This window comes from Bacillota bacterium, from assembly GCA_033549065.1.
In the GTDB taxonomy this organism is placed as follows: Bacteria; Bacillota; Dethiobacteria; order DTU022; family DTU022; genus JAWSUE01.
Genome location: JAWSUE010000015.1, coordinates 1 through 19,486, shown reverse-complemented (window position 1 = coordinate 19,486; position 19,486 = coordinate 1). Strand labels below are relative to the sequence as shown.

Sequence of the window (19,486 nt, the reverse complement as noted above, 5' to 3'; positions counted from 1 at the left end):
GAATCAAACCCTCCTTGTAGTTTTGGCATAGCTTTCAACAACCTAGCTGACGGGCAATAACCAGGCGCTGAATTTCCGATGTACCCTCGCCAATTTCCATCAGCTTGGCATCCCGCAGATAGCGTTCCACAGGATATTCCTTCGTATAGCCGTACCCGCCAAAAATCTGAATCGCTTCCAGCGCTGCCTGAACAGCGGTCTTCGAAGCATGCAGCTTCGCAATAGCAGATTCCCTGGTAAAGGGCAGTCCCCGGTCCTTGAGCCAGGCCGCCCTGTAGACACCGAGCCGGGATAGTTCGATGGCCATGGCCATGTCAGCCAGTTTGAACTGGATGGCCTGAAACTTGGAAATGGGTTGACCGAACTGCCGCCTTTCCCGGGCATATTCCAGGGAGGCATCGAGACAGGCTTGGGCGATACCGACCGAGAGCGCTCCGATGCTGATTCGGCCCCCGTCGAGAACCTTCATAAACTGTTTAAAGCCTTCACCCCGTTTGCCGAGAAGGTTTCCTTCGGGGATACGTACATCCTCAAGCACTATCTCCGCTGTGTCGGATGCTTTGAGGCCAAGTTTTTCGTAGGGAGCAGTGACCGAAAAACCGGGTGTATTGCCGGGCACAATAAATGAGCTGATTCCCCGTGTGCCCTGCCCCGGTTCGGTAACGGCAGTTATAATTACCACTCCGGCATGGGTGGCATTGGTGATAAAACACTTGGAGCCATTGATCACCCACTCTCCGTTGTCAAGCACGGCCGTGGTCTTTGTTCCTCCGGCGTCAGAACCGGCATCCGGCTCTGTTAAACCGAAAGCAGCCAGCATTTGACCACGGGCACACGGTGTGACCCATTTCTCTTTTTGTTCTTCAGTCCCGAAAAGATAGACCGGCCCGGTTCCAATCGAGCAGTGAGCGGCATAGGTTATCCCGGTTGATGCACAGGCTCGTGAGATCTCTTCTACAGCAATTACGTAGGCCAGGTAACCATCTCCGGTTCCACCGTAGTCTTCACTGAAAGGCAGGGCGAATAGATCCAGATCAGCCATTTTCTTGATGATATCGTGGGGAAATCGGCTTTCCCGGTCCAGGTCGGCAGCAATCGGGGCCAGTTCTTTTTGGGCAAAATCGCGGACCATCTGCTGGATCATCTGCTGGCTTTCAGATAGTGCAAAATCCATTATCTATACCTCCCTTCATCAGGTGTTTCGCTTGATCATTAATGTAGCAATGGTTGTGCCAAATAGCGCGCTGCCCGGAAAGGTCAAAACTGCTTTATATTAAGGGTTTTAGAAAGATGTGTATCTAATAGCGTTGACACTGGTGTCCGCTAAAGTGAACAGAGTGAGGACATATGTAGGCAAACGAGGACATAAATGTTACTCCTGCTAATCTTTGGGAACATTTATTGATTTTAATGTTGACAGCAGTTATCATTTAAACAGTTGAAAGAGGGAGGAGATCGAGGTGAGTTATCCGCTGTACCTGGTTGATGTCTTTGCCGAAATGAAATATGCCGGAAACCAGCTGGCTGTTGTCAGGAATGCCGAAAAACTTTCAGCTAATGAGATGCAGAAGATTGCTTTGGAGATGAATTATTCTGAAACAACTTTCATTCTGTCTGATGAAGAAAGAGGTGGTGGTTATGATGTTCGCATATTTTCCCTGGATGAAGAGCTACCCTTCGCCGGACATCCCACTCTTGGCACCGCTTATATAATTCAGCAGTTTGTTATAAAAAGAGAAGTTGAGGTAGTTAAACTGAACCTTACGGTGGGACAAATTCCGGTAAGCTTTAGTTATATTGATGAAAAGCCTGATGTGTTATGGATGAAACAGGTTGAGCCCGTGTTCGGACGGGTATTTGATTCTGCCGAAACTGCCACCGCGCTGAATATTACAGAGAGCCAGATTGACAGCAGGTTTCCCATCGAAGAAGTCTCCACCGGTCTGCCTTTTATCATCGTTCCCTTAAAAAACCTGGATGCTGTCCGCTCCTGCCGGATTGACCGGGCGGGCTGCCTGAAACTGATCGACAAGGCCGAGGCAAAATCGATCCTTGTATTCTCTTCCGAAACTTACTCACAGGATAATCAACTGAATGCCCGCATGTTTGATGATTATCACGGTATTGCCGAAGACCCTGCTACCGGAAGCGCCAACGGTTGTTTAGCGGCCTATCTGGTTAAGCACCGTTACTTTGGCACTACTGCTATTGATATCAGGGTGGAGCAGGGCTATGAAATAGGACGCCCCTCACTTCTCCTCCTGAAAGCGGAGGAAGAGGCAAAGGGCGTGATTTCGGTTAATGTTGGCGGAAAAGTAATTATGGTCGCCAGGGGTGAACTGGTTTGACCTTTACAGGTAATCGACAACCAGGTCTCCAACCTCGGAAGTGCTGTAGCCCATCTGGCCGGCATTCATCGATTTAACCTTTTCTTTGCATACAGCAGCCACGGCAGTTTCAATTGCTTCGGCTGCCTTTGTTTCATCCAGGTGATCAAGCATCATGGCTCCGGCACAGATTGAAGCCAGCGGATTAATCACTCCCTGCCCGGTATATTTCGGCGCGCTGCCTCCAATCGGTTCAAACATGGAGACCCTGCCGGGGTGAATATTGCCGCCGGCGGCAATACCCATTCCACCCTGAACCATGGCTCCCAGGTCAGTTATGATATCGCCGAACATGTTGTCGGTAACGATAACATCAAACCATTCGGGGTTTTTAACCATCCACATGCAGATGGCGTCGACATGGGCATAGTCGCGGGTAACGTCGGGATATTCGGCGCCGATTTCATGAAAAGCCCTTTCCCACAGGTCTGAAGAGTAGGTAAGGACGTTGGTTTTACCGCAGAGAGTCAGTTTCTTCTCACTGCGTTTAGTCTGGCTGTAATCGAAGGCATAGCGCAGGCAGCGTTCGACACCGAAGCGGGTGTTGACCGATACCTGGGTGGCGATTTCCTGGGGAGTTCCTTTGCGCAAAAACCCTCCGGCTCCGGCATATAAACCTTCGGTATTCTCCCTGACAACAACAAAGTCGACATCTTCCGGACCTTTATCTTTAATCGGAGTTGAGACTCCTGGAAATAACTTGACCGGGCGCAGGTTGATATATAGCTCCAGCTCGAAGCGCATTTTCAGGAGCAGACCCTGTTCAAGTATGCCCGGCTTTACATCCGGATGGCCGATTGCGCCCAGAAATATAGCATCAAATTGTTTCAACTCTTCACGCACGCTTTCCGGCAGTGTTTCGCCGGTACGCATGTAGCGTTCTCCGCCGAGATCATATTCAACTGTTTCAAGTTTGAATCCGAATTTCTCTTCCACTGCTTTTAAAACCTTCAATCCTTCCGTTACCTGCTCCCGGCCGGTTCCGTCACCGGGGATGACTGCGATTTTGTACATCAATAATGCCTCCTCTGTTTAGACTGGTTCCAGTTCATGGTGATTTTTATAATAATACATGATTTATTCCTGTTTTAAAAGGGTTAATGGGTGACTGTAAAAATATTACCTGTTATGATAGAGTTATAACATCAAGGGAGGATTTTCTTTGCGTGAACTTCTGGTGCCGAACCAACATCTGGACAATATATTTGAGATAGATATCGATCACCTCAAATCGCTGGGCATAAAAGGGATTATCACCGATATGGATAATACACTTGTCCCCTGGAGCGACCGGTCGGTTTACCCTAAACTTGCTGAGTGGTTTATTAATTTAAAAAAAAGAGGCTTCAGGCTCTATATCGTATCAAATAACAGCAGAGACAGGGGGGCACAGCTGGCTAAAGAACTCGATATTCCGGCTATCTGGTATGCGGTGAAGCCGCGGCGAAAGGCTTTCCGCCGGGCGATTGAAGATATGGCCCTCAAACCTGGAGAGGTAGCTGTTGTTGGCGACCAGATCTTTACAGATGTCCTTGGCGGCAATCGTCTTGGCTTGTACACCATTCATGTAACGCCCATTTCCGAGAAAGAATTCATCTGGACGAAACTGATGCGCTGTTTTGAAAATCTTGTTCTTGGAAGTACAAGGTATAAAAGTATAGAAAAATAAAATTAGTAAAAATTATATAAATGTGGGTATTGACATAAGATCTAATTTAATATAGAATTAATTACCAGATTGAATAGTTTACCTGACCGACAAAGGCAACTCTGCGTTTGGCAGGGGCGCAAAGCCGGGGACGCTCAGTCAAAAGCTGACGCAGCCTGGCTGCCGAAGCAGGTAGAATCAATACATAAACGTCGGTCTCTCAGGTATTGGGAGATCATTTTTGTATTTAAACATATTTTCACGAACGGCAAACTATGCTGGGTTCGAAGGTGGTTAAGAAAATGAGATTATTTATAAATGAACAGGGAATAGCAATGCCGCTGGTATTGATAATTCTGTTAGTTCTTGGTTTATTAGGGGCGGCTTTATGGCACTATAGTATGAGTGAATTAAACCAGTCGGTTCGAGACGAACAGCGAACCAGGGCATATTATCTTGCCAGAGCTGGTGCAGAATCTATAGCCCGGCATATTATGATTAATCCGGAAATTATTACAATGATCGAAATAGGAGAAACATTAACATCAGACGAACTTGGCTTTGACGTAAACGAAAAAAATGTTGGTGATATAGTTGTAAATGTTGAGCGATTGGATCGAAATATTATTGAAGTAACCGGTATTGGTACCGTTGAAGGAGTAAGTCACAGTGTAAGTATCGTTTTGGAAGCTGAAGAACGTTTTGACGGTGTTATCTATTCAGCCGGTGGAGTTAATTTCCAAAACAATGTAACAGTTAACGGTGATATCGTTTCCGGGAGCACTGTAACCTGGCAGGGTGAGGATTATCCGCTGCCGGCTGGTCATCCCAATGTAGATGGAACAAGGGGTACTATCAGGGAAAATGTAATTATCAACTTTCCACCTCCGGAATTTCCAGATCTACCCGAATCATATGATGGCGGGACCCTGACTATAGATGTAGGTAGCACTGAAACCCCGATCACGGCAACCCCCGCTTATGCCTATCAAAAAATTGAGATTTTAAATAATAAAGATGCTCAACTGGAGATTAAAGGTTCAGCTTCGGAGATTGTAAGCGTTGAAGCTCATACTTTTGAAATGGGTCAGAATAGTGACGGCCTTATTTTTAATACTTCAAATGGAGATGTCAATTTGATTGTCAGTGAGATCAATATTAAAAAAATTCGGGTTATTGGAGGCGGCACGGCGAGAATTTATGTTCGTAATACTGCGAATATACAGACGAAGATGGGCGATGTCCAGATTTCTGAAGACGGGATGATCATGATTCTGCTAGATCAGGGAGCGAAATTGGTTATGCAGGCCAAAGATGCATATTTTGAAGGACTGGTTTACGGTCCTGAGGCATTTTTTATATCAAACGGTAACGCAATATTTGAAGGTTCGATGATTGTCAATCATGTAACTGGTAATAACGACAGTGCCATTGGCTCCAGTAAGTCGGAATTTAACGAGAAATATAAATGGGATGATATCGGATCATTATATGGCGGATACCTGATGGTTCACTGGGTAAGATAATCTCCTTCTGGAGGGTTAATTATATGGGTCAGTTATTTCGAAAAAAGATTTTCAATCAAGTTAAAGCTGCCTGTAAAGCTGAATATGGATTTACCCTGGTTGAGATACTAATTGCCATTGTTATCTTAACAATGATAGTTTTTGCTTTTACGCCCTTGCTGGTAGGAAGTATAGAACGTATCCAATATGCCGGTGACAAAAGTGAGGCTTTGTATGAAAGTCAATCTGAAATAGAAGTAGCAATTGCTGAGAAAGATCCGCTGATATTATGGGCAGGTGAAGCATTAGAATTTATTTTTGAAGACGATGAAGGAAATTCCACAACTATTTCAGTAAAAGGTGATTATGCAGATGTTGAAAAATCAGTTAAAGAGGCCAGCGCATGGTTAAGCGGTTTTGTTCCATATATACCCTGGATGCAGATTGAACCATCGCTTATAGTTGAGGGGTATCGGAGCAATTTAGACGCAAATGGTATGGATATATTGATTACAATCCATGGGAAAGACGATTTAGAAGGTATTGCAATATCCGAAATAGATGGCATCTATATATATGATAAAAATAATTTTTTTGTAACTAAAATATTAGCCGAAGACAACATTCTGATTGGGGAAAGTGGTGCTGATTTTTCGTTTCAATTACCTCCAGGACTCAAAACAAATGATACTCCTCATATTATTAGCTTGGCCTGGGATGAAGAATCAGCGGAAACAACGATAACATATACAATAAGTACTCGATTGTATGTTGACTTACCAGAAGCTCTTGCAGTGAGTTCTGGACAGGATCTATTAATTTCAAGCGATATTATTGAAACATGGAAATTCAGAAATAAAATGACCGGTGCAGGTGAACTCAGAGGTGCCACCTGGACCGGATTTGAATACGTGTTTATCGGATCCAGCAGCAGTGGTAAAATTGGGATTTGGAGAGAACGTGAAGCTCCAAGGTTTATATCCGGAACATCCGGATATGGGAATTTGAACTCGGTTGTTTATGGTGGAGGTAGACTTGTTGCGGTTGGTGATGACGGCTTTATTGTTACCTCTACAAATGCAACTGATTGGAGCAGTGAAGTGGTTATTACAGCTGACGGCCTGAGCTTAAAAGCCGTAGAATGGGATAACAATGCAAATGAATTCATTACAGTTGGGACTGATGGAGCATTTTTCAGCTCTTCAAACGGTATTGACTGGGTAACAGAAGATATTGCAGACCCTACTGGGGTGAATCTTCACGGCGCTGCATATCATGGTTCAGATTGGATTGCTGTAGGAGAAAAATCAGGGGATGCTGTTATTTATAATAGTTCATTGAATGATTGGGACTATGTAACAATAGTTGAGAGTAATCTTAATCAGCAGTTGAATGATGTAATTTCAGTATCGGAATCGGATGAAACTTTAGGTATTAATAATATATTAATTGCTGTGGGGAATGGAGGAACTATTATTACTTCAATTGATGATGGGCAAACTTGGGAATCCCATACCCCCATCAATCCTGACACTAATTCTGAGAGCCCGATCACAGCAAATTTAAGAGCCATTGACTACGGGTATGTAACAACAACGACAGGCGAGGGTGAAAATGAGGTTGTAGACACGACCATTCACTTTATTATTGTCGGCGATAACGGGACTATCATAAGAGGTACAGGAAGTGACATTTCGAAGTGGTATTTATTAACCGGACATGGCATTACCAGTAATATTTCAGGAGTTGCGCCAAAATGGTTAAAAGAGTAGCAAGCAATAATCAAAATGGTTTTATGCTGGTAGAGTTATTAATTGCTCTTGCTCTACTGGGAGTTGTGCTGGCACTTGGATATATGTTTTTTAACTTTGGCACTCAAGCTTTTAATATCGGAGAACGCCGGGCGATTGCTCAACAGGCAGCGAGAATAACTTCGGATTTTATCACTTCAGAACTCCGGTTTGCCAAAGAGATTGAGATCAATCCTGATGAAGCAGAAATGGTTAATGGATATTGGTATTTTTATCTTTCAGAAGATAATTCGATCATTTATCGTGATCAAAACGAAAATGAGAGGATTATGGCTGATAGTTTAGCAGACGACATGCTTTATAGCATATATTTCACCAGTAATGTACCGGATGATGTGGTAATCTTTTTAACTGGCGCTGATGTTGATATGGACTCGATTATTGCAGTCGAGGATCTGGATAATATCAATGTTGAAGAAGTTGATGGGCTATATTTATTAATGACCAGGGTACAGGCGCTTAATCTTGAGCTATACAGGGCTTACGGACCAAATGAATCTATGATAAAACTTAATGGCGAAGGTGGAACTACCATCAAGTATTTAAAGTCTATCAGGGATTAATTACTTTATACTGTAAAAGAAACTAAAAATTAGCATATAATTATTAACCTGGCAGAATTTAGTAATTTAGTTGGTAACGAAATAGAAATTTAATAAGTAGATGGAATTTATTAAGAAATTTGTTTATGTTAGCAGGAATTTACATATCAGTGAAAGAAAATTAATTTAAAAGAAGCTAAAATATCCCTTGATCAGTTGACTTTAGGTTTAAAAGGAGGGGATAATTGTCTGATACTAGTAGTAATATTTAGATATATTTGACAAAACACTTGCATAAGTTATATAATGTGGGAAATTATAGCCTATATGTAAAAGGTTTAACATATATCCATCAGTCAATGATAGCAGTTTAAAGATAGAGAGGTGTCATTGCATGAAACAGGGAGAACGAGAAAGAGTTTTGAATTTTAATTTTCCCCATATACTCGAAAAGTTTAAGCAACAACCTATTTATCTTTTAATAGGTATTCTTTTATTTCTTCTCATAGTGGGTGGAGTATACAGCCTTATTCTACTTCGTGATAAAGCAGCAGCTTCTCCTGAAGATAACAGTCAACAGTCAGCACTGCCTGAGGTTGCCGATATCGCAGAAGTCCTCCCCCAGCAGATCCGCAGCAATGATACTTACAGCGACGAAAACTCAGCCTGGAAACCGGCTGTACCAATAAGCGATCCCTTTGCTGACCCGATGAAGTTGACCGGTACGGCATTAGGGGGCCGTGGTGGAGCGATGGCCATTATCGAATCAGGCGGTACTTCCTACATAGTCTCTGTCGGTGATTATGTTGACGATCTATGGGCAGTTAACGAGATAACCGGAAATTCGGTAATTCTGAGAGCACACAGTCAGGAAGTGGCGCTTTATCTGGGACAGCCTCCGGAAACTAGAAGCATAAGTGGCCTCTACGAACCAACTGTTGAAGATGAGGAGGATGCATCATGAGAAGTAAAAGAAATAAGGCATCCCAATATACAGTTAACCGGTATATACTCTTTGCCGCCCTCGGGCTGCTGCTGGCAGCGGCGATTACAATAAACTGTTCTTTAGCCGAGCCCGCGTTTCTTGAAGATGCCGTACTGCCCATTCAAGATAATCCGCAGCTTGCCGGAACGAATAACAATGCTTTTAACGCTTCCTTAGATGCATCAGATGGTGATTCAGCTGTTTTATCAGATCAACTTTGGGCAGATGTATCTGAAAGCATTAAAGCACCTCGCCCAGCTCATTCCAGTTCGTCAACTATATCACTTGATATACGTGATGCAAACCTCTTAGATGTGCTCTCATTGCTCGCCTACAAACTTGATGTCAACATAATTTACCTCGAAGAGCCAAGGACTATCACGATCAAAACGCGAAACCTCTCACCGATAACAACATTCCAGCTTATTCTACAAAAAGAAGGTCTGGATTATTTAACCGTAGGCAAAAATTATATTGTAGGTCAGCAGAGCAGGCTTTACAGCGATTTTGCCACCCGGATGCTTCTGACTAAATTTAATTTATTTTATGTATCCGCTTCGGCGATGGAAGGATATCTCTCAGATCTTGGAGTTTCAGTGCAGAGTTTAACTGTGGACTCAAACCAGCATTCCATCTGGATGCAGGGGACGCCTATGGCCTTGTGTAAAGCACGTGAGTTGATCAATGCACTCGATATCATGGATAATGCAGCCTTTGCCGAAGGCGGAGCCCGGAAAATCAGGATGCCCGTTGCTATTGCAACAGGTTCAAGGGCAGAAGAAGAACTTGAAGCACTGATAGATTTATTAAGTATTTTACTTGATGGTTTCAGGGATGGCCGGACTGATATGGGTTGGGTAACCTGGGATCATCCCGATCCTATCCCATATATTTACATGGATTGGGAAAACCCAATAATCAAACCTTACGATATTATGATGAAAATAACCCGTGATTTTGCTGCAGACTATGACAATCAGGTGCGCTACCTGATTGCCGAAGGTTCTCCGGCCAATATTGAGCTGGTCAATCAGATGATCTCGGCAATTTCTAGTACCCCATCTTCACCATTTACTTTTACCAGGGATAATAGAGAAAGCAGTGAAAATGTTCAGTATGTCCCACCTCCAACAGTTGAACCAGAATACTTCACGGTTTCTATCGCTCCAAATCCTCCTTTGGGAGGGACAACAACCGGATCAGGATCTTATATACAGGGGACGTCTGTTACCATTACAGCTGCGCCGGCTGAAGGTTTTCAGTTTGAGCGTTGGCTCGAAGGTGGGTTATTAGTATCGGAGAGCAGTTCTTATACTTTTACAATAAACTCAAACCGTAATTTTACAGCAGTTTTTAGCATTATTGAGGAGGAAGAAGAGGAAGAGGAGTAAATGATATTAAAGATAGTAGTGGAGATAATATAAATGAGTAATAATAGTAGTTATCCGATAAGTATGCTCGAAATATTAAAAAGGGCCAGTGAAATGAAGGCTTCGGACATTCATTTTGCACCGGGTGATCCCCCGATTTTCCGGATCAACCGGGAGATGACCCGGATGGATATGCCTGTCTTGAAACCGGATAATTTAAAGGAACTGCTGACCCAGATAGTAAAGCCGCACCAGATCGAAGCCTTAAAAAATGATCTGGAACTTGATTTTTCATATTCGATCCCGCATTTTGCCCGTTTCAGAGGTAATGCAATGTTCCAGCGGGGATCACTATCGATTGCATTGAGAATTGTGCCCATCGAAATACCACGGATCGAAGATTTGGGCGTACTGCCGGGAGTAAGGGAGTTATGTTTCCTGCCTCGTGGATTGGTTCTGGTTACCGGACCAACCGGAAGCGGAAAATCGACAACCCTGGCGGCAATGATCAATATTATCAACGAAGAACGACATTTAAATATAATAACGGTTGAGGACCCGATCGAATTTTTACATTCACACAAGAAATCATCGGTCAAACAGCGGGAAGTTGGATTTGACACAAAATCATTTCCAATAGCACTGAGACATATGCTGCGTCATGACCCTGATGTGATCCTGATCGGTGAGATGCGCGACCTGGAGAGCATCGGCATAGCACTGACCGCAGCAGAAACCGGACACCTGGTTTTTTCGACATTACATACTCAGACCGCGCCGCTGACCGTAAACAGGATTGTTGATGCCTTTGCCGAACACCAGCGGGACCAGGTGCGCCAGCAGTTAAGCAGTTCCCTGCAGGCAGTCCTTTCACAGCAGTTGATACCAAATGTTGCCGGTGACGGCAGAGTTTTGGCCATGGAATTTTTAAAGAACAGCGCAGCAGTGCGCAGTATGATCCGGGAAGGTAAAGAGCATCAGCTTTACTCGGTTATGCAGGCCAGTTATGCCAGTGGAATGAGAACAATGGACCATTCACTGGCGGATCTTTGTCTTAAAGGTAAAATTACCAGGCATGAAGCGCTCGAAAAATGTATTGATCATACAGAAGTTGAACGGCTGCTGCAGCATAAGGTATATAGTAAATAGAAAGAACGCTGCTTAATATCCAGGGAGATGAATGATTGATGGGATCCTTTCAGTATGAAGCGATCAATAAAACCGGAGATGTAGTCACCGGTAAGATTGAAGCCGATGCTCAGGATGCGGTAGCCAACCGGCTGCGCGGGATGGGCTTGATGGCTATGGATATAAAGGAGATCAAGCAATCCTCCCTTTTTGGATCTTTCAAAATATCTTCCAAGGTTAAGCTAGGTGATCTCAGCCTGTTCAGCCGCCAGATGGCAGCCATGCTCGATTCAGGAATTCCCCTGACCAGGGCACTGTTTACATTAAGTAAGCAGGTTACCAATTCTACGCTTAGTGTAGCGATCAATGATATTGCCCGCAATGTTGAGGGTGGAGTGAGCTTCAGCGATGCACTTAAAGCACATCCAAAAATATTTTCTACGCTTTATGTGAATATGATCAGCGCCGGTGAAGCTGGAGGATCTCTGGAAAAATCACTCACCAGGCTTGCTCACCAGCTTCAAAAGGAAAAAGAATTAAGGGATAATATAAAATCGGCGATGTTCTATCCCGCAGCAGTGCTAGCGTTTGCCGTAGTTATATTGTTCGGAATGCTGTTTTTCCTTGTTCCTATCTTCATCGGTTTTTTCCCCGATGATGTCGTTTTACCTTTACCGACACGAATAATTATCGGGCTTTCAGATTTACTGACAAACTATTGGTATATTATGCTTCCAATAATAGTTTTGATAATACTAATTTCCCGTGCTTATGCCCGCAGTGAAAGGGGCAAGAAGAAACTTGACAGGATTAAGTTTAACCTACCGATTTTTGGACAATTGGTTCAGAAAACATTAATTGCTAACTTTTCACGGACATTTTCTACGATGATTGCCACCGGAATACCGGTTGTCCAGGCACTCGATGCATCCGGCCAGGCTACCGGTCACACGATGATCATCGAGGCGACTGAAAGGGCAGGGGAAAGAATTCATGAAGGCAGCAATATTGCCGATCCCCTTGAGGAAAGTGGGGTCTTCCCTCCCATGGTAACTCATATGATCGCAGTGGGTGAAGAAACCGGCGATATACCGGAAATGATGGATAAAGTAGCCGAGTTTTTCGAAGAAGAGGTAGCTACCATGACCAAAGGTCTTACATCTTTAATCGAACCGTTGATGTTAATCGTAATCGGTATTGTAGTTGGGGGTATGCTTATTGCGCTCTACCTGCCAATATTTACCGCTATTACCCAAATATCATAATATTGGGAGTGCTCATTTATGGAACTAAGCAGCGCTAAAAGAGCAATTGGTCTGGAAATAGATTCCGGTTCAGCCCGTATTGTCGAACTGGTTGGCAAACCGAAATCGGCAAAGCTTACCAACATCGGCAGTATCGATCTTCCGAATGAAGCTGTCCGGGAAGGCCTTGTTATTGAGCCGGCACAGGTGGGATCAGCACTTAAAGAGTTATGGGCTTCGAGGGGAATTAAAGAGCGGGGTGTAATTCTTGGGGTATCCAACCAGGGGGTTTTAGTCCGCAATATCACTATTCCGAAAGTACCGAAGGATAAATTGAGGAATGTAGTGCAATTTCAGGCAGAAGAGCACTTGCCTATACCCCTGAATAATGTTGTTTTAGATTACTTGGTTTTGGGAGAAACAATTACTTCCGAGGAAGCACAGCCGGCGTTGGAAGTACTGTTGGTTGCCGCCCGTAGAGATATGTTAAACAAGTTTCTGGAAGCGCTCGAACTGGCCAACCTTGAACCCCTGGACATCGATGTTTCAAGTATGACGCAGATCGGTTTACTGCCTGAAAAAGCTCAAGCAATGACTATTGCTATGGTTAATGTAGCAAACGGGCTTAACAGTATTCTTATTTCCGATCAGGGCAAACCACGTTTGGCTCGTTTGGGGATGACCAAGATTATAGATCTTGCGGAAAAGCTTGACAGTTCTTTAAGTGATGTTTTTAATAGTGAAACTTTGGCAAAAACCGGTGCATCAGATGTAGTAATTGACTGGACGAACAGTTTGGCCGGAGAAATTCGCTCTTCCATAACCTATTATCAGGATCAACCTGATGCTTCACAGGTGGAAGGTGTACTGCTCAGCGGGAAGGGCGCAATGCTTAAAGGTATCGCCGCTTACCTGGAAAATAATATTAATTTGCCGGTCAGGATTTTTAATCCTCTTGAAGAATTTAACCCTGCCAAACGCCGGATGGCAAAAAATGATCTTGATGTGGTTGAATATACACTAAGTGCCGGATTGGCATCCCGGGGTCTGGAGGGATAATAGTGGAATATGTAAGCTTACTGCCCCCTGAAATAAAAGCAAGAAAAATTGCCCAGCTAAAGCTGAGGAAAATATTTCTGATCTTATTCGTGGTCCTGCTGATTACGGCCTGTGTATTTACCTTTTTTTTAGTCAGAAATATTTTAACCCAGAGACAGCTCAGTTCACTAATAGTAGAGAGGGAAATGGTCGAGAGAGATGCAGCAGCATTACAGGAATATGAGGATCTTTTCCAGCAGGTCAATGCCAGAGTGAGTTTGGTTAGCAACGCCATGGGAACTTTTCCTCCCTGGGGTAAGCTGCTTACTGATACAAGTAATACTTTGCTGGTGGGCACCTGGTTGTCTGATCTTACACTGAATTATTCAGATACTTCAGGTATTTTGAACATGCGCGGCTGGGCCTATAACCAGAGCGGTGTAGCGTCCATGCTGGAACAGCTATATAAACTTGATCAGCTTGACCAGGTCCGTTTAAGGTTATCTTCTGCTACCCAATTTGACGGAAGCGATGCTGTCGAGTTCCAGGTTGAAAGCCAGATCCTTACCGGTCCCGCATTTATCGATGACGATGACGATCAGGAAGGTGAAGAAAATGGCGATTAACTTCAAACAATCGAAAAAAGAAATAATTATGATCGTCCTGGTTGTCCTGGCTATTATCTTAGGGATTGTGATGACCGTTCTGCAGGTGATGAATTTAAATGAACTAAAAGCCGAAATTGAAGAAGAAGAAATGGCGCTGCAGCAGGCTCAGGCACTGTTAAACCGGAGATTACAGTACAAGGCCAATGAACCTTTATATCGTGAACAGCTTAGGGTTTATTCACTTCTTATTCCGGAAGAAGCCGGGCAGGAAGATATTCTGCGTTATTTCGAATATCTGGCTGATGAATATGATATTGACCTGGTTGATCTCCGTTTTGACAACCGGGTTGAAAATAGCGATCAGGGATTTGTGCGTATGCCCATGGTTGTTAATGTTGAGGGTCGTTTTCAAAACATGATCGGATTCCTGGATCATCTTTATCTCGGCCACCGGGCAGTGCGGGTAGATACGATCCGCATTACCCAGGTATCCGGCCAGGTACCCAACATCAGGGTTGTTATTAACGCAAACGCCTTTTATAGTATATAATATAGGTAAGATTATGTAACCGTGCAATGCTCGTTCAGCCTATGAGCAAGTTGTGCGGTCGATTTATCTAAGAGGTGTCCCGGATGGAAACAAGCCAAATGAGCAGCAGCGGTAAAAAAATAGGCCACTTACTGGTTGAAAGTGGTTCGATTACCCGTGAACAGCTTAAGAAAGCTCTTGAACTCCAGGAGTCGGCAAAGGGTAACGGGGAAAAGAAGCTGCTGGGTCAGACATTAATTGAGCTCGGTTTTACAACGGAGGAGCAGGTCACCAGGGCGATGGCTGCCCGGGCGGGAGTCGAGTATTATTCTCTGGAAACAAATAAGATCGACAGCGCTGCAGCCGCCCTTATTGACCCTGATTCAGCGAGACGTTACCGTGCCCTGCCGGTCGGTTTTGAAAATGATCGCCTGATCGTGGCCATGTTTGATCCCAACGATATTCTGGCCATTGATGATATACGCTTGATTACCGGGTATGAGGTCAAGCCGGTTTGTGTTCCCGGAAGTGAACTACGGGCCGCTATAGACCAGTTTGCGCGGGCTTCCACCACACTTGAAGCTGATGAGTACGAAGATGAAAAACCGGAATTGCACGAGGAAGTGCAGGCTGTATCGGTCGGGAAACCGGCTGTACAGCTGGCTAATATGATCTTCAGCCAGGCTGTCCGGGACGGAGCCAGCGACATTCATATTGAACCGCTGGAAAAAAGCATGCGTATCAGGTTCCGCATTGACGGGGTACTACATGAAGTGATGCATCCCCCATACCGGTTATATCCACCACTTGTTTCCAGGATAAAGGTAATGGGTAATATGGATATTGCCAACCGACGGATTCCACAGGACGGCAGGATTTCTCTGCGGATTGATCGTAAAACGATCGATTTCAGGGTAGCTTCTCTGCCTACTGCCTATGGGGAGAAGCTGACATTGCGTATACTTGACCGCAGTGCGCAGTTAATTACACTCTCGGAACTTGGCTTTCCGGAAAGCAAGCTGAAACTTTTCAGAAAGATGATCAATACGCCGCATGGTTGTGTTCTGGTTACAGGGCCTACCGGCAGCGGTAAAACAACAACCCTTTATGCTGCCCTGGCCGAGTTGAACCAGGTAGAAAAGCATATAATCACCGTGGAAGATCCGATAGAATACCGCCTTGACGGGATAAACCAGGTCAACGTTAATCCGGCTGCGGGTTTGACCTTTGCATCCGGGCTGCGCTCAATTCTGCGTAATGACCCGGACATTATAATGATCGGTGAGATCCGTGACCGTGAGACGGCAAAAATTGCTGTTGAATCTGCCCTGACCGGTCATCTGGTTCTATCAACTTTACATACCAATGATGCTGCCGGAGCAATATCCCGCCTGACAGAAATGGATGTGGAACCATATCTTACCGCATCATCAGTGATTGCTGTTCTGGCCCAGCGCCTGGTCAGGGTTTTATGCAAACTGTGCCGGGAAGAATATCGGATCAGTAAAAAAGAACTGCTTACATCAGTCCCTGACTTTCCTTTCTCACAGGGTGAAAATGAAGTCATCCTTTACAAACCTGTTGGATGTCTCCGCTGCAGTAAGACCGGCTATAAAGGCCGGGTTGGTGTATACGAGCTGTTGATTGTCAGCGACGAGATCAAAGCGCTTACACTGCAGAACCGTTCTTCCGGCGAGATTGCCAAGGACGCAGTTAAAGAAGGAATGATTACCCTGCGCCAGGATGGTTTTCTTAAGGTAAAGACGGGTATTACATCTATGGAAGAAGCACTCAGGGTGCTTATTTAAAAAACTAGGAGCTCTCCGAAGGTAAAAGAGTATTAATGAGGGGTTTACAATGGCTATAGATAATAAAAAAGACAGCCTTCCGGATCTTGAATCTGCTGTTCAGGAATATCTTGATAAGGGAAATCCGGAATCAAAAGAAAAACTATTGAAAATCGGACGAGATATTGCTACCTATTATGCCGGTATTTATAGCCATGATAAAAGTGATAATAAATTAATCCGGGCTGCCAATGAAGGTTTTATTCTCGCTTTGAAAAATTATGATTCGGAACGTGGAGTTCTCTTCAGTACTTATGCTATACACTGCATTATCAACGAAATAAGGCAGGAACTAAGATCACGGAATATATTTAAAATCCCCGACTGGTTGAAAAAACTACAGGATGATGTAATTAACGCTACAGAAGAGCTCGCTCAAAAAAAAGCGGCATTGCCTACACTAAAAGAGATAGCCGGCAAGGTAAATATAGCAGAGCAGGGGATCTTGGAAACAATGCAGGCGGGCAGTGTGCCGATGAAAGATGTAAACCTTTCATCGATTCGAAGCCTGAAACGCGAATCATTCAAACTGCCTATTGAAGATGTTATAACTATCCGGAAATCGATTGATCGCCTGAGTAACATTCAAAAGAAAGTCCTCTCTCTAATTTCAGTCAACTTAAGAGAGCTGAGTCTGGCCATTGAAGAAGAAGAGTCAGCTCTCACCAAGAGCCAGGTTGAATACCTTAGAGCGACTGAGGATTGCACAGGTGATCTGGATGCAATGGATCGCAACTGCCATATACCGATCAACAGTTTCAAGATCGCTTTCCCTGAAGAATATGAAGAGGCGGAGGTGTTACGCTATTTTGAAGTACTGTCGGATGAATTCGGACTCCGCCTTTCGGAAATAAGATGTAAGGGTAAGCCGGAAGAGAACGGCGAGATGGTAGAAGTACCACTTGATATTCTGCTTGAAGGGCGTTATAGGGGACTACTTCAACTGCTGGATCATTTACGTAATGCCGAAGAAAATGTCATTATTGAAAAGGTCCGGACTACACGAAATGAGCAGGTACCGGCCCGGATCAGCATCATGATTGAAGCGTTGACTCAATTCCAGAAAGCGTAATAATAGTAAATATATAATATTAATTGAAAATTTATAAAAATACTTGACTTCTTGATCTAATTGTGAAATAATGTAATAACTGAACTGAATAAAGGCAAAACCACCGAAAGGTGGTGACGCAAAACTAAAGGGGCTGAAGTGTTAAAAACACTGATGCCAGCCAGTTACCTGTTCGGAGTGAGATAAAAGTTTAAATTACCCCACCTCCGGGAGCAGGTGGGGTTTATTTGTATATCGGAGGAATTCGATCATGACACTTTGCACAAAAAAACAGAATGAAGAACTGGAGTCAGCAGTTCAAATGTACCTGCGGACCGGTAACGAAGAATGGAAAGAGGCGGCAGTAAGTTTCGCTGAACCTCTGGTGATGCATTTTGCTGCTCTTTACAGCCCCGGGCGGATCGACGAAGATCTTCGGCAGGCTGGATATCTCGGACTTCTTAAGGCTTTAAACCGATATGATCATAAACGCGGAATCATGTTTTCTACCTATGCATCACACTGTATTATCGGTGAAATCCGCCATGAACTTCGGGAAAGAAGGCCCTTTAAATTGCCCGAATGGATGAAGGGTTTGCAGGCGAAGGTGATCAATGCAACCGAAGAACTGGCTCAAAAGAATAAATCTATTCCAACTTTAAGAGAAATAGCCCAAAAAGTTAACGTTACAGAGGAAGGTATCGTCGAGGCCATGCAGGCCGGTGTGATTGCCCTGGATGAATTGGACCTTTCCAAGGTAAAACATATCCGTTATGAAAGTTTTAAATTACCTATAGAAGACACTATCACGGTCCAGATGTCCCTGGAAAAAATGGATAAACTTCAGCAGCAGGTTATTAAATTGATTTACTATGAAGGGATGACCCAGGAAGAGGCTGCAAAAAAACTGGGGATTAACCAGCGTAAGGTTTCCAGGGTCCTGAATAAAGGGTTAAACGAAATGCGCCTCAACATGGCTTAATCGATTTTATTGGAATAACATGGCAATTATAAGCTGCGTATTACGCAGTTTTTTTATTATTTCTAAAATATTTTTACAAAAAGTGTCTAAAAAATATAAATCCTGGTATAACTATTGATGAAGGGTAAAGAGAAAAGCCCTTAATAAGGTCTAAAGAAGAACCTGACGATAATGGCAAAGTTTCCGAAAGGAAGCGGCGCAAAGCTATGGGTCTAAACCTTAAGAAGGCATGACTGCCAGGCTACCGAATCGGGATTTATTTTTAAGAACATCACCCATTATCGTCAAATAAGTAATGGGGAGGGGATCGATTATAGAGAGCAAACGGTTTCGCAGTGGATAGGGTTGTGAAGAACAGCCCGAAAAAATATATAAATGAAGGAGTTTGATAAGGATGCAAAAATTGATGAAGGCAATGCACAGGAATGAAAAAGGTTTTACCCTGGTTGAATTGATGGTAGTTGTTGTAATTATTGGGATTTTGGTAGCAATCGCAATCCCGATATTTGGCGCTGTGCAAACCAATGCTGCAAATAGGGCTCATGCGTCAAATATTAGAATTTTAATCGGTGCAGCTCAGATGTTAATTTCCGAGGAGGGATTAACTGATGCAGCTGGTACTTATAATCCTGCAGGTCCAACAGTGGATGGGCGGACATTAACACTTATGGATTATGTAGCAGAATGGCCAGTAGTTCCTGATAGGGCAGATACAAATCCAACAGAATTAGGTGCAATGGTCACCGGTACACCACTTCAGGGTACTGCACAAACATATGAGGTTATAATTGATTCTACAGCACCAGGTCCT

Annotated in this window: 18 protein-coding genes and 3 riboswitches; of the genes, 16 read left to right on the top strand and 2 right to left on the bottom strand. The window is 43.9% G+C overall.

Annotation, left to right across the window (positions count from 1 at the left end; all coding sequences use genetic code 11):
* Window positions 1-34: 34 nt before the first annotated feature.
* Window positions 35-1,174 carry an acyl-CoA dehydrogenase gene (locus tag SCJ97_10160; protein ID MDW7740398.1) on the bottom strand — a complete coding sequence of 380 codons (1,140 nt, stop codon included), beginning with the start codon at window positions 1,172-1,174 and terminating at the stop codon, window positions 35-37.
* Between the two features lie 286 nt (window positions 1,175-1,460).
* Between SCJ97_10160 and SCJ97_10155 the strand changes: the two genes are divergently transcribed.
* Window positions 1,461-2,348, top strand: a complete 888-nt coding sequence (locus tag SCJ97_10155) for a PhzF family phenazine biosynthesis protein (protein ID MDW7740397.1) — start codon at window positions 1,461-1,463, stop codon at window positions 2,346-2,348.
* 3 nt (window positions 2,349-2,351) lie between these two features.
* On the opposite strand, the gene SCJ97_10150 is transcribed toward SCJ97_10155, so the two are convergent.
* On the bottom strand, window positions 2,352-3,401 hold the full coding sequence (locus SCJ97_10150; GenBank protein MDW7740396.1) for a 3-isopropylmalate dehydrogenase: 1,050 nt from the start codon (window positions 3,399-3,401) through the stop codon (window positions 2,352-2,354).
* 148 nt (window positions 3,402-3,549) lie between these two features.
* On the opposite strand from SCJ97_10150, the gene SCJ97_10145 reads away from it, so the two are divergent.
* The 15 genes from SCJ97_10145 to SCJ97_10075 all read left to right on the top strand — a co-directional run.
* Entirely contained in the window at window positions 3,550-4,056 is a 507-nt protein-coding gene (locus SCJ97_10145) for a YqeG family HAD IIIA-type phosphatase (GenBank protein ID MDW7740395.1), read from the top strand.
* An 84-nt stretch (window positions 4,057-4,140) separates the two neighbouring features.
* Window positions 4,141-4,223: riboswitch (cyclic di-GMP riboswitch) on the top strand.
* A gap of 114 nt (window positions 4,224-4,337) precedes the next feature.
* A complete protein-coding gene (locus SCJ97_10140) occupies window positions 4,338-5,561 on the top strand; it encodes a hypothetical protein (GenBank protein ID MDW7740394.1) in 1,224 nt (407 codons plus the stop codon).
* 23 nt (window positions 5,562-5,584) lie between these two features.
* Window positions 5,585-7,312, top strand: coding sequence for a type II secretion system protein (locus tag SCJ97_10135; protein MDW7740393.1), 1,728 nt, complete (start codon window positions 5,585-5,587; stop codon window positions 7,310-7,312).
* Entirely contained in the window at window positions 7,297-7,914 is a 618-nt protein-coding gene (locus SCJ97_10130; GenBank protein MDW7740392.1) for a prepilin-type N-terminal cleavage/methylation domain-containing protein, read from the top strand. The genes SCJ97_10135 and SCJ97_10130 overlap by 16 nt, the downstream gene beginning before the upstream one ends.
* Window positions 7,915-8,287: 373 nt before the next feature.
* Window positions 8,288-8,857, top strand: a complete 570-nt coding sequence (locus tag SCJ97_10125; GenBank protein MDW7740391.1) for a hypothetical protein — start codon at window positions 8,288-8,290, stop codon at window positions 8,855-8,857.
* Window positions 8,854-10,269 (top strand): hypothetical protein, encoded by a 1,416-nt coding sequence (locus tag SCJ97_10120; GenBank protein MDW7740390.1) that lies wholly within the window; start codon window positions 8,854-8,856, stop codon window positions 10,267-10,269. The genes SCJ97_10125 and SCJ97_10120 overlap by 4 nt, the downstream gene beginning before the upstream one ends.
* A gap of 33 nt (window positions 10,270-10,302) precedes the next feature.
* Entirely contained in the window at window positions 10,303-11,397 is a 1,095-nt protein-coding gene (locus SCJ97_10115; GenBank protein MDW7740389.1) for a type IV pilus twitching motility protein PilT, read from the top strand.
* Window positions 11,398-11,435: 38 nt separating this feature from the next.
* Complete coding sequence (locus SCJ97_10110; protein MDW7740388.1) at window positions 11,436-12,641, top strand: type II secretion system F family protein; 1,206 nt, start codon at window positions 11,436-11,438, stop codon at window positions 12,639-12,641.
* A gap of 18 nt (window positions 12,642-12,659) precedes the next feature.
* Window positions 12,660-13,679, top strand: coding sequence for a type IV pilus assembly protein PilM (pilM, locus tag SCJ97_10105; protein ID MDW7740387.1), 1,020 nt, complete (start codon window positions 12,660-12,662; stop codon window positions 13,677-13,679).
* Between the two features lie 2 nt (window positions 13,680-13,681).
* A complete protein-coding gene (locus SCJ97_10100; GenBank protein ID MDW7740386.1) occupies window positions 13,682-14,284 on the top strand; it encodes a hypothetical protein in 603 nt (200 codons plus the stop codon).
* Window positions 14,274-14,816, top strand: a complete 543-nt coding sequence (gene pilO / locus SCJ97_10095; GenBank protein ID MDW7740385.1) for a type 4a pilus biogenesis protein PilO — start codon at window positions 14,274-14,276, stop codon at window positions 14,814-14,816. Before SCJ97_10100 ends, pilO begins: the two co-directional genes overlap by 11 nt.
* Before the next feature lie 83 nt (window positions 14,817-14,899).
* Entirely contained in the window at window positions 14,900-16,603 is a 1,704-nt protein-coding gene (locus SCJ97_10090) for an ATPase, T2SS/T4P/T4SS family (protein MDW7740384.1), read from the top strand.
* A 49-nt stretch (window positions 16,604-16,652) separates the two neighbouring features.
* The gene (locus tag SCJ97_10085; protein MDW7740383.1) at window positions 16,653-17,714 is read left to right on the top strand and encodes a hypothetical protein; all 1,062 of its coding nucleotides are present in this window, start codon (window positions 16,653-16,655) and stop codon (window positions 17,712-17,714) included.
* Between the two features lie 83 nt (window positions 17,715-17,797).
* A riboswitch (cyclic di-GMP riboswitch) is annotated at window positions 17,798-17,886 on the top strand.
* Between the two features lie 78 nt (window positions 17,887-17,964).
* Entirely contained in the window at window positions 17,965-18,675 is a 711-nt protein-coding gene (locus tag SCJ97_10080) for a sigma-70 family RNA polymerase sigma factor (GenBank protein ID MDW7740382.1), read from the top strand.
* A gap of 163 nt (window positions 18,676-18,838) precedes the next feature.
* A riboswitch (cyclic di-GMP riboswitch) is annotated at window positions 18,839-18,924 on the top strand.
* Window positions 18,925-19,069: 145 nt separating this feature from the next.
* Window positions 19,070-19,486: prepilin-type N-terminal cleavage/methylation domain-containing protein (locus SCJ97_10075; protein MDW7740381.1), on the top strand; the 417-nt coding region annotated here is incomplete at its 3' end.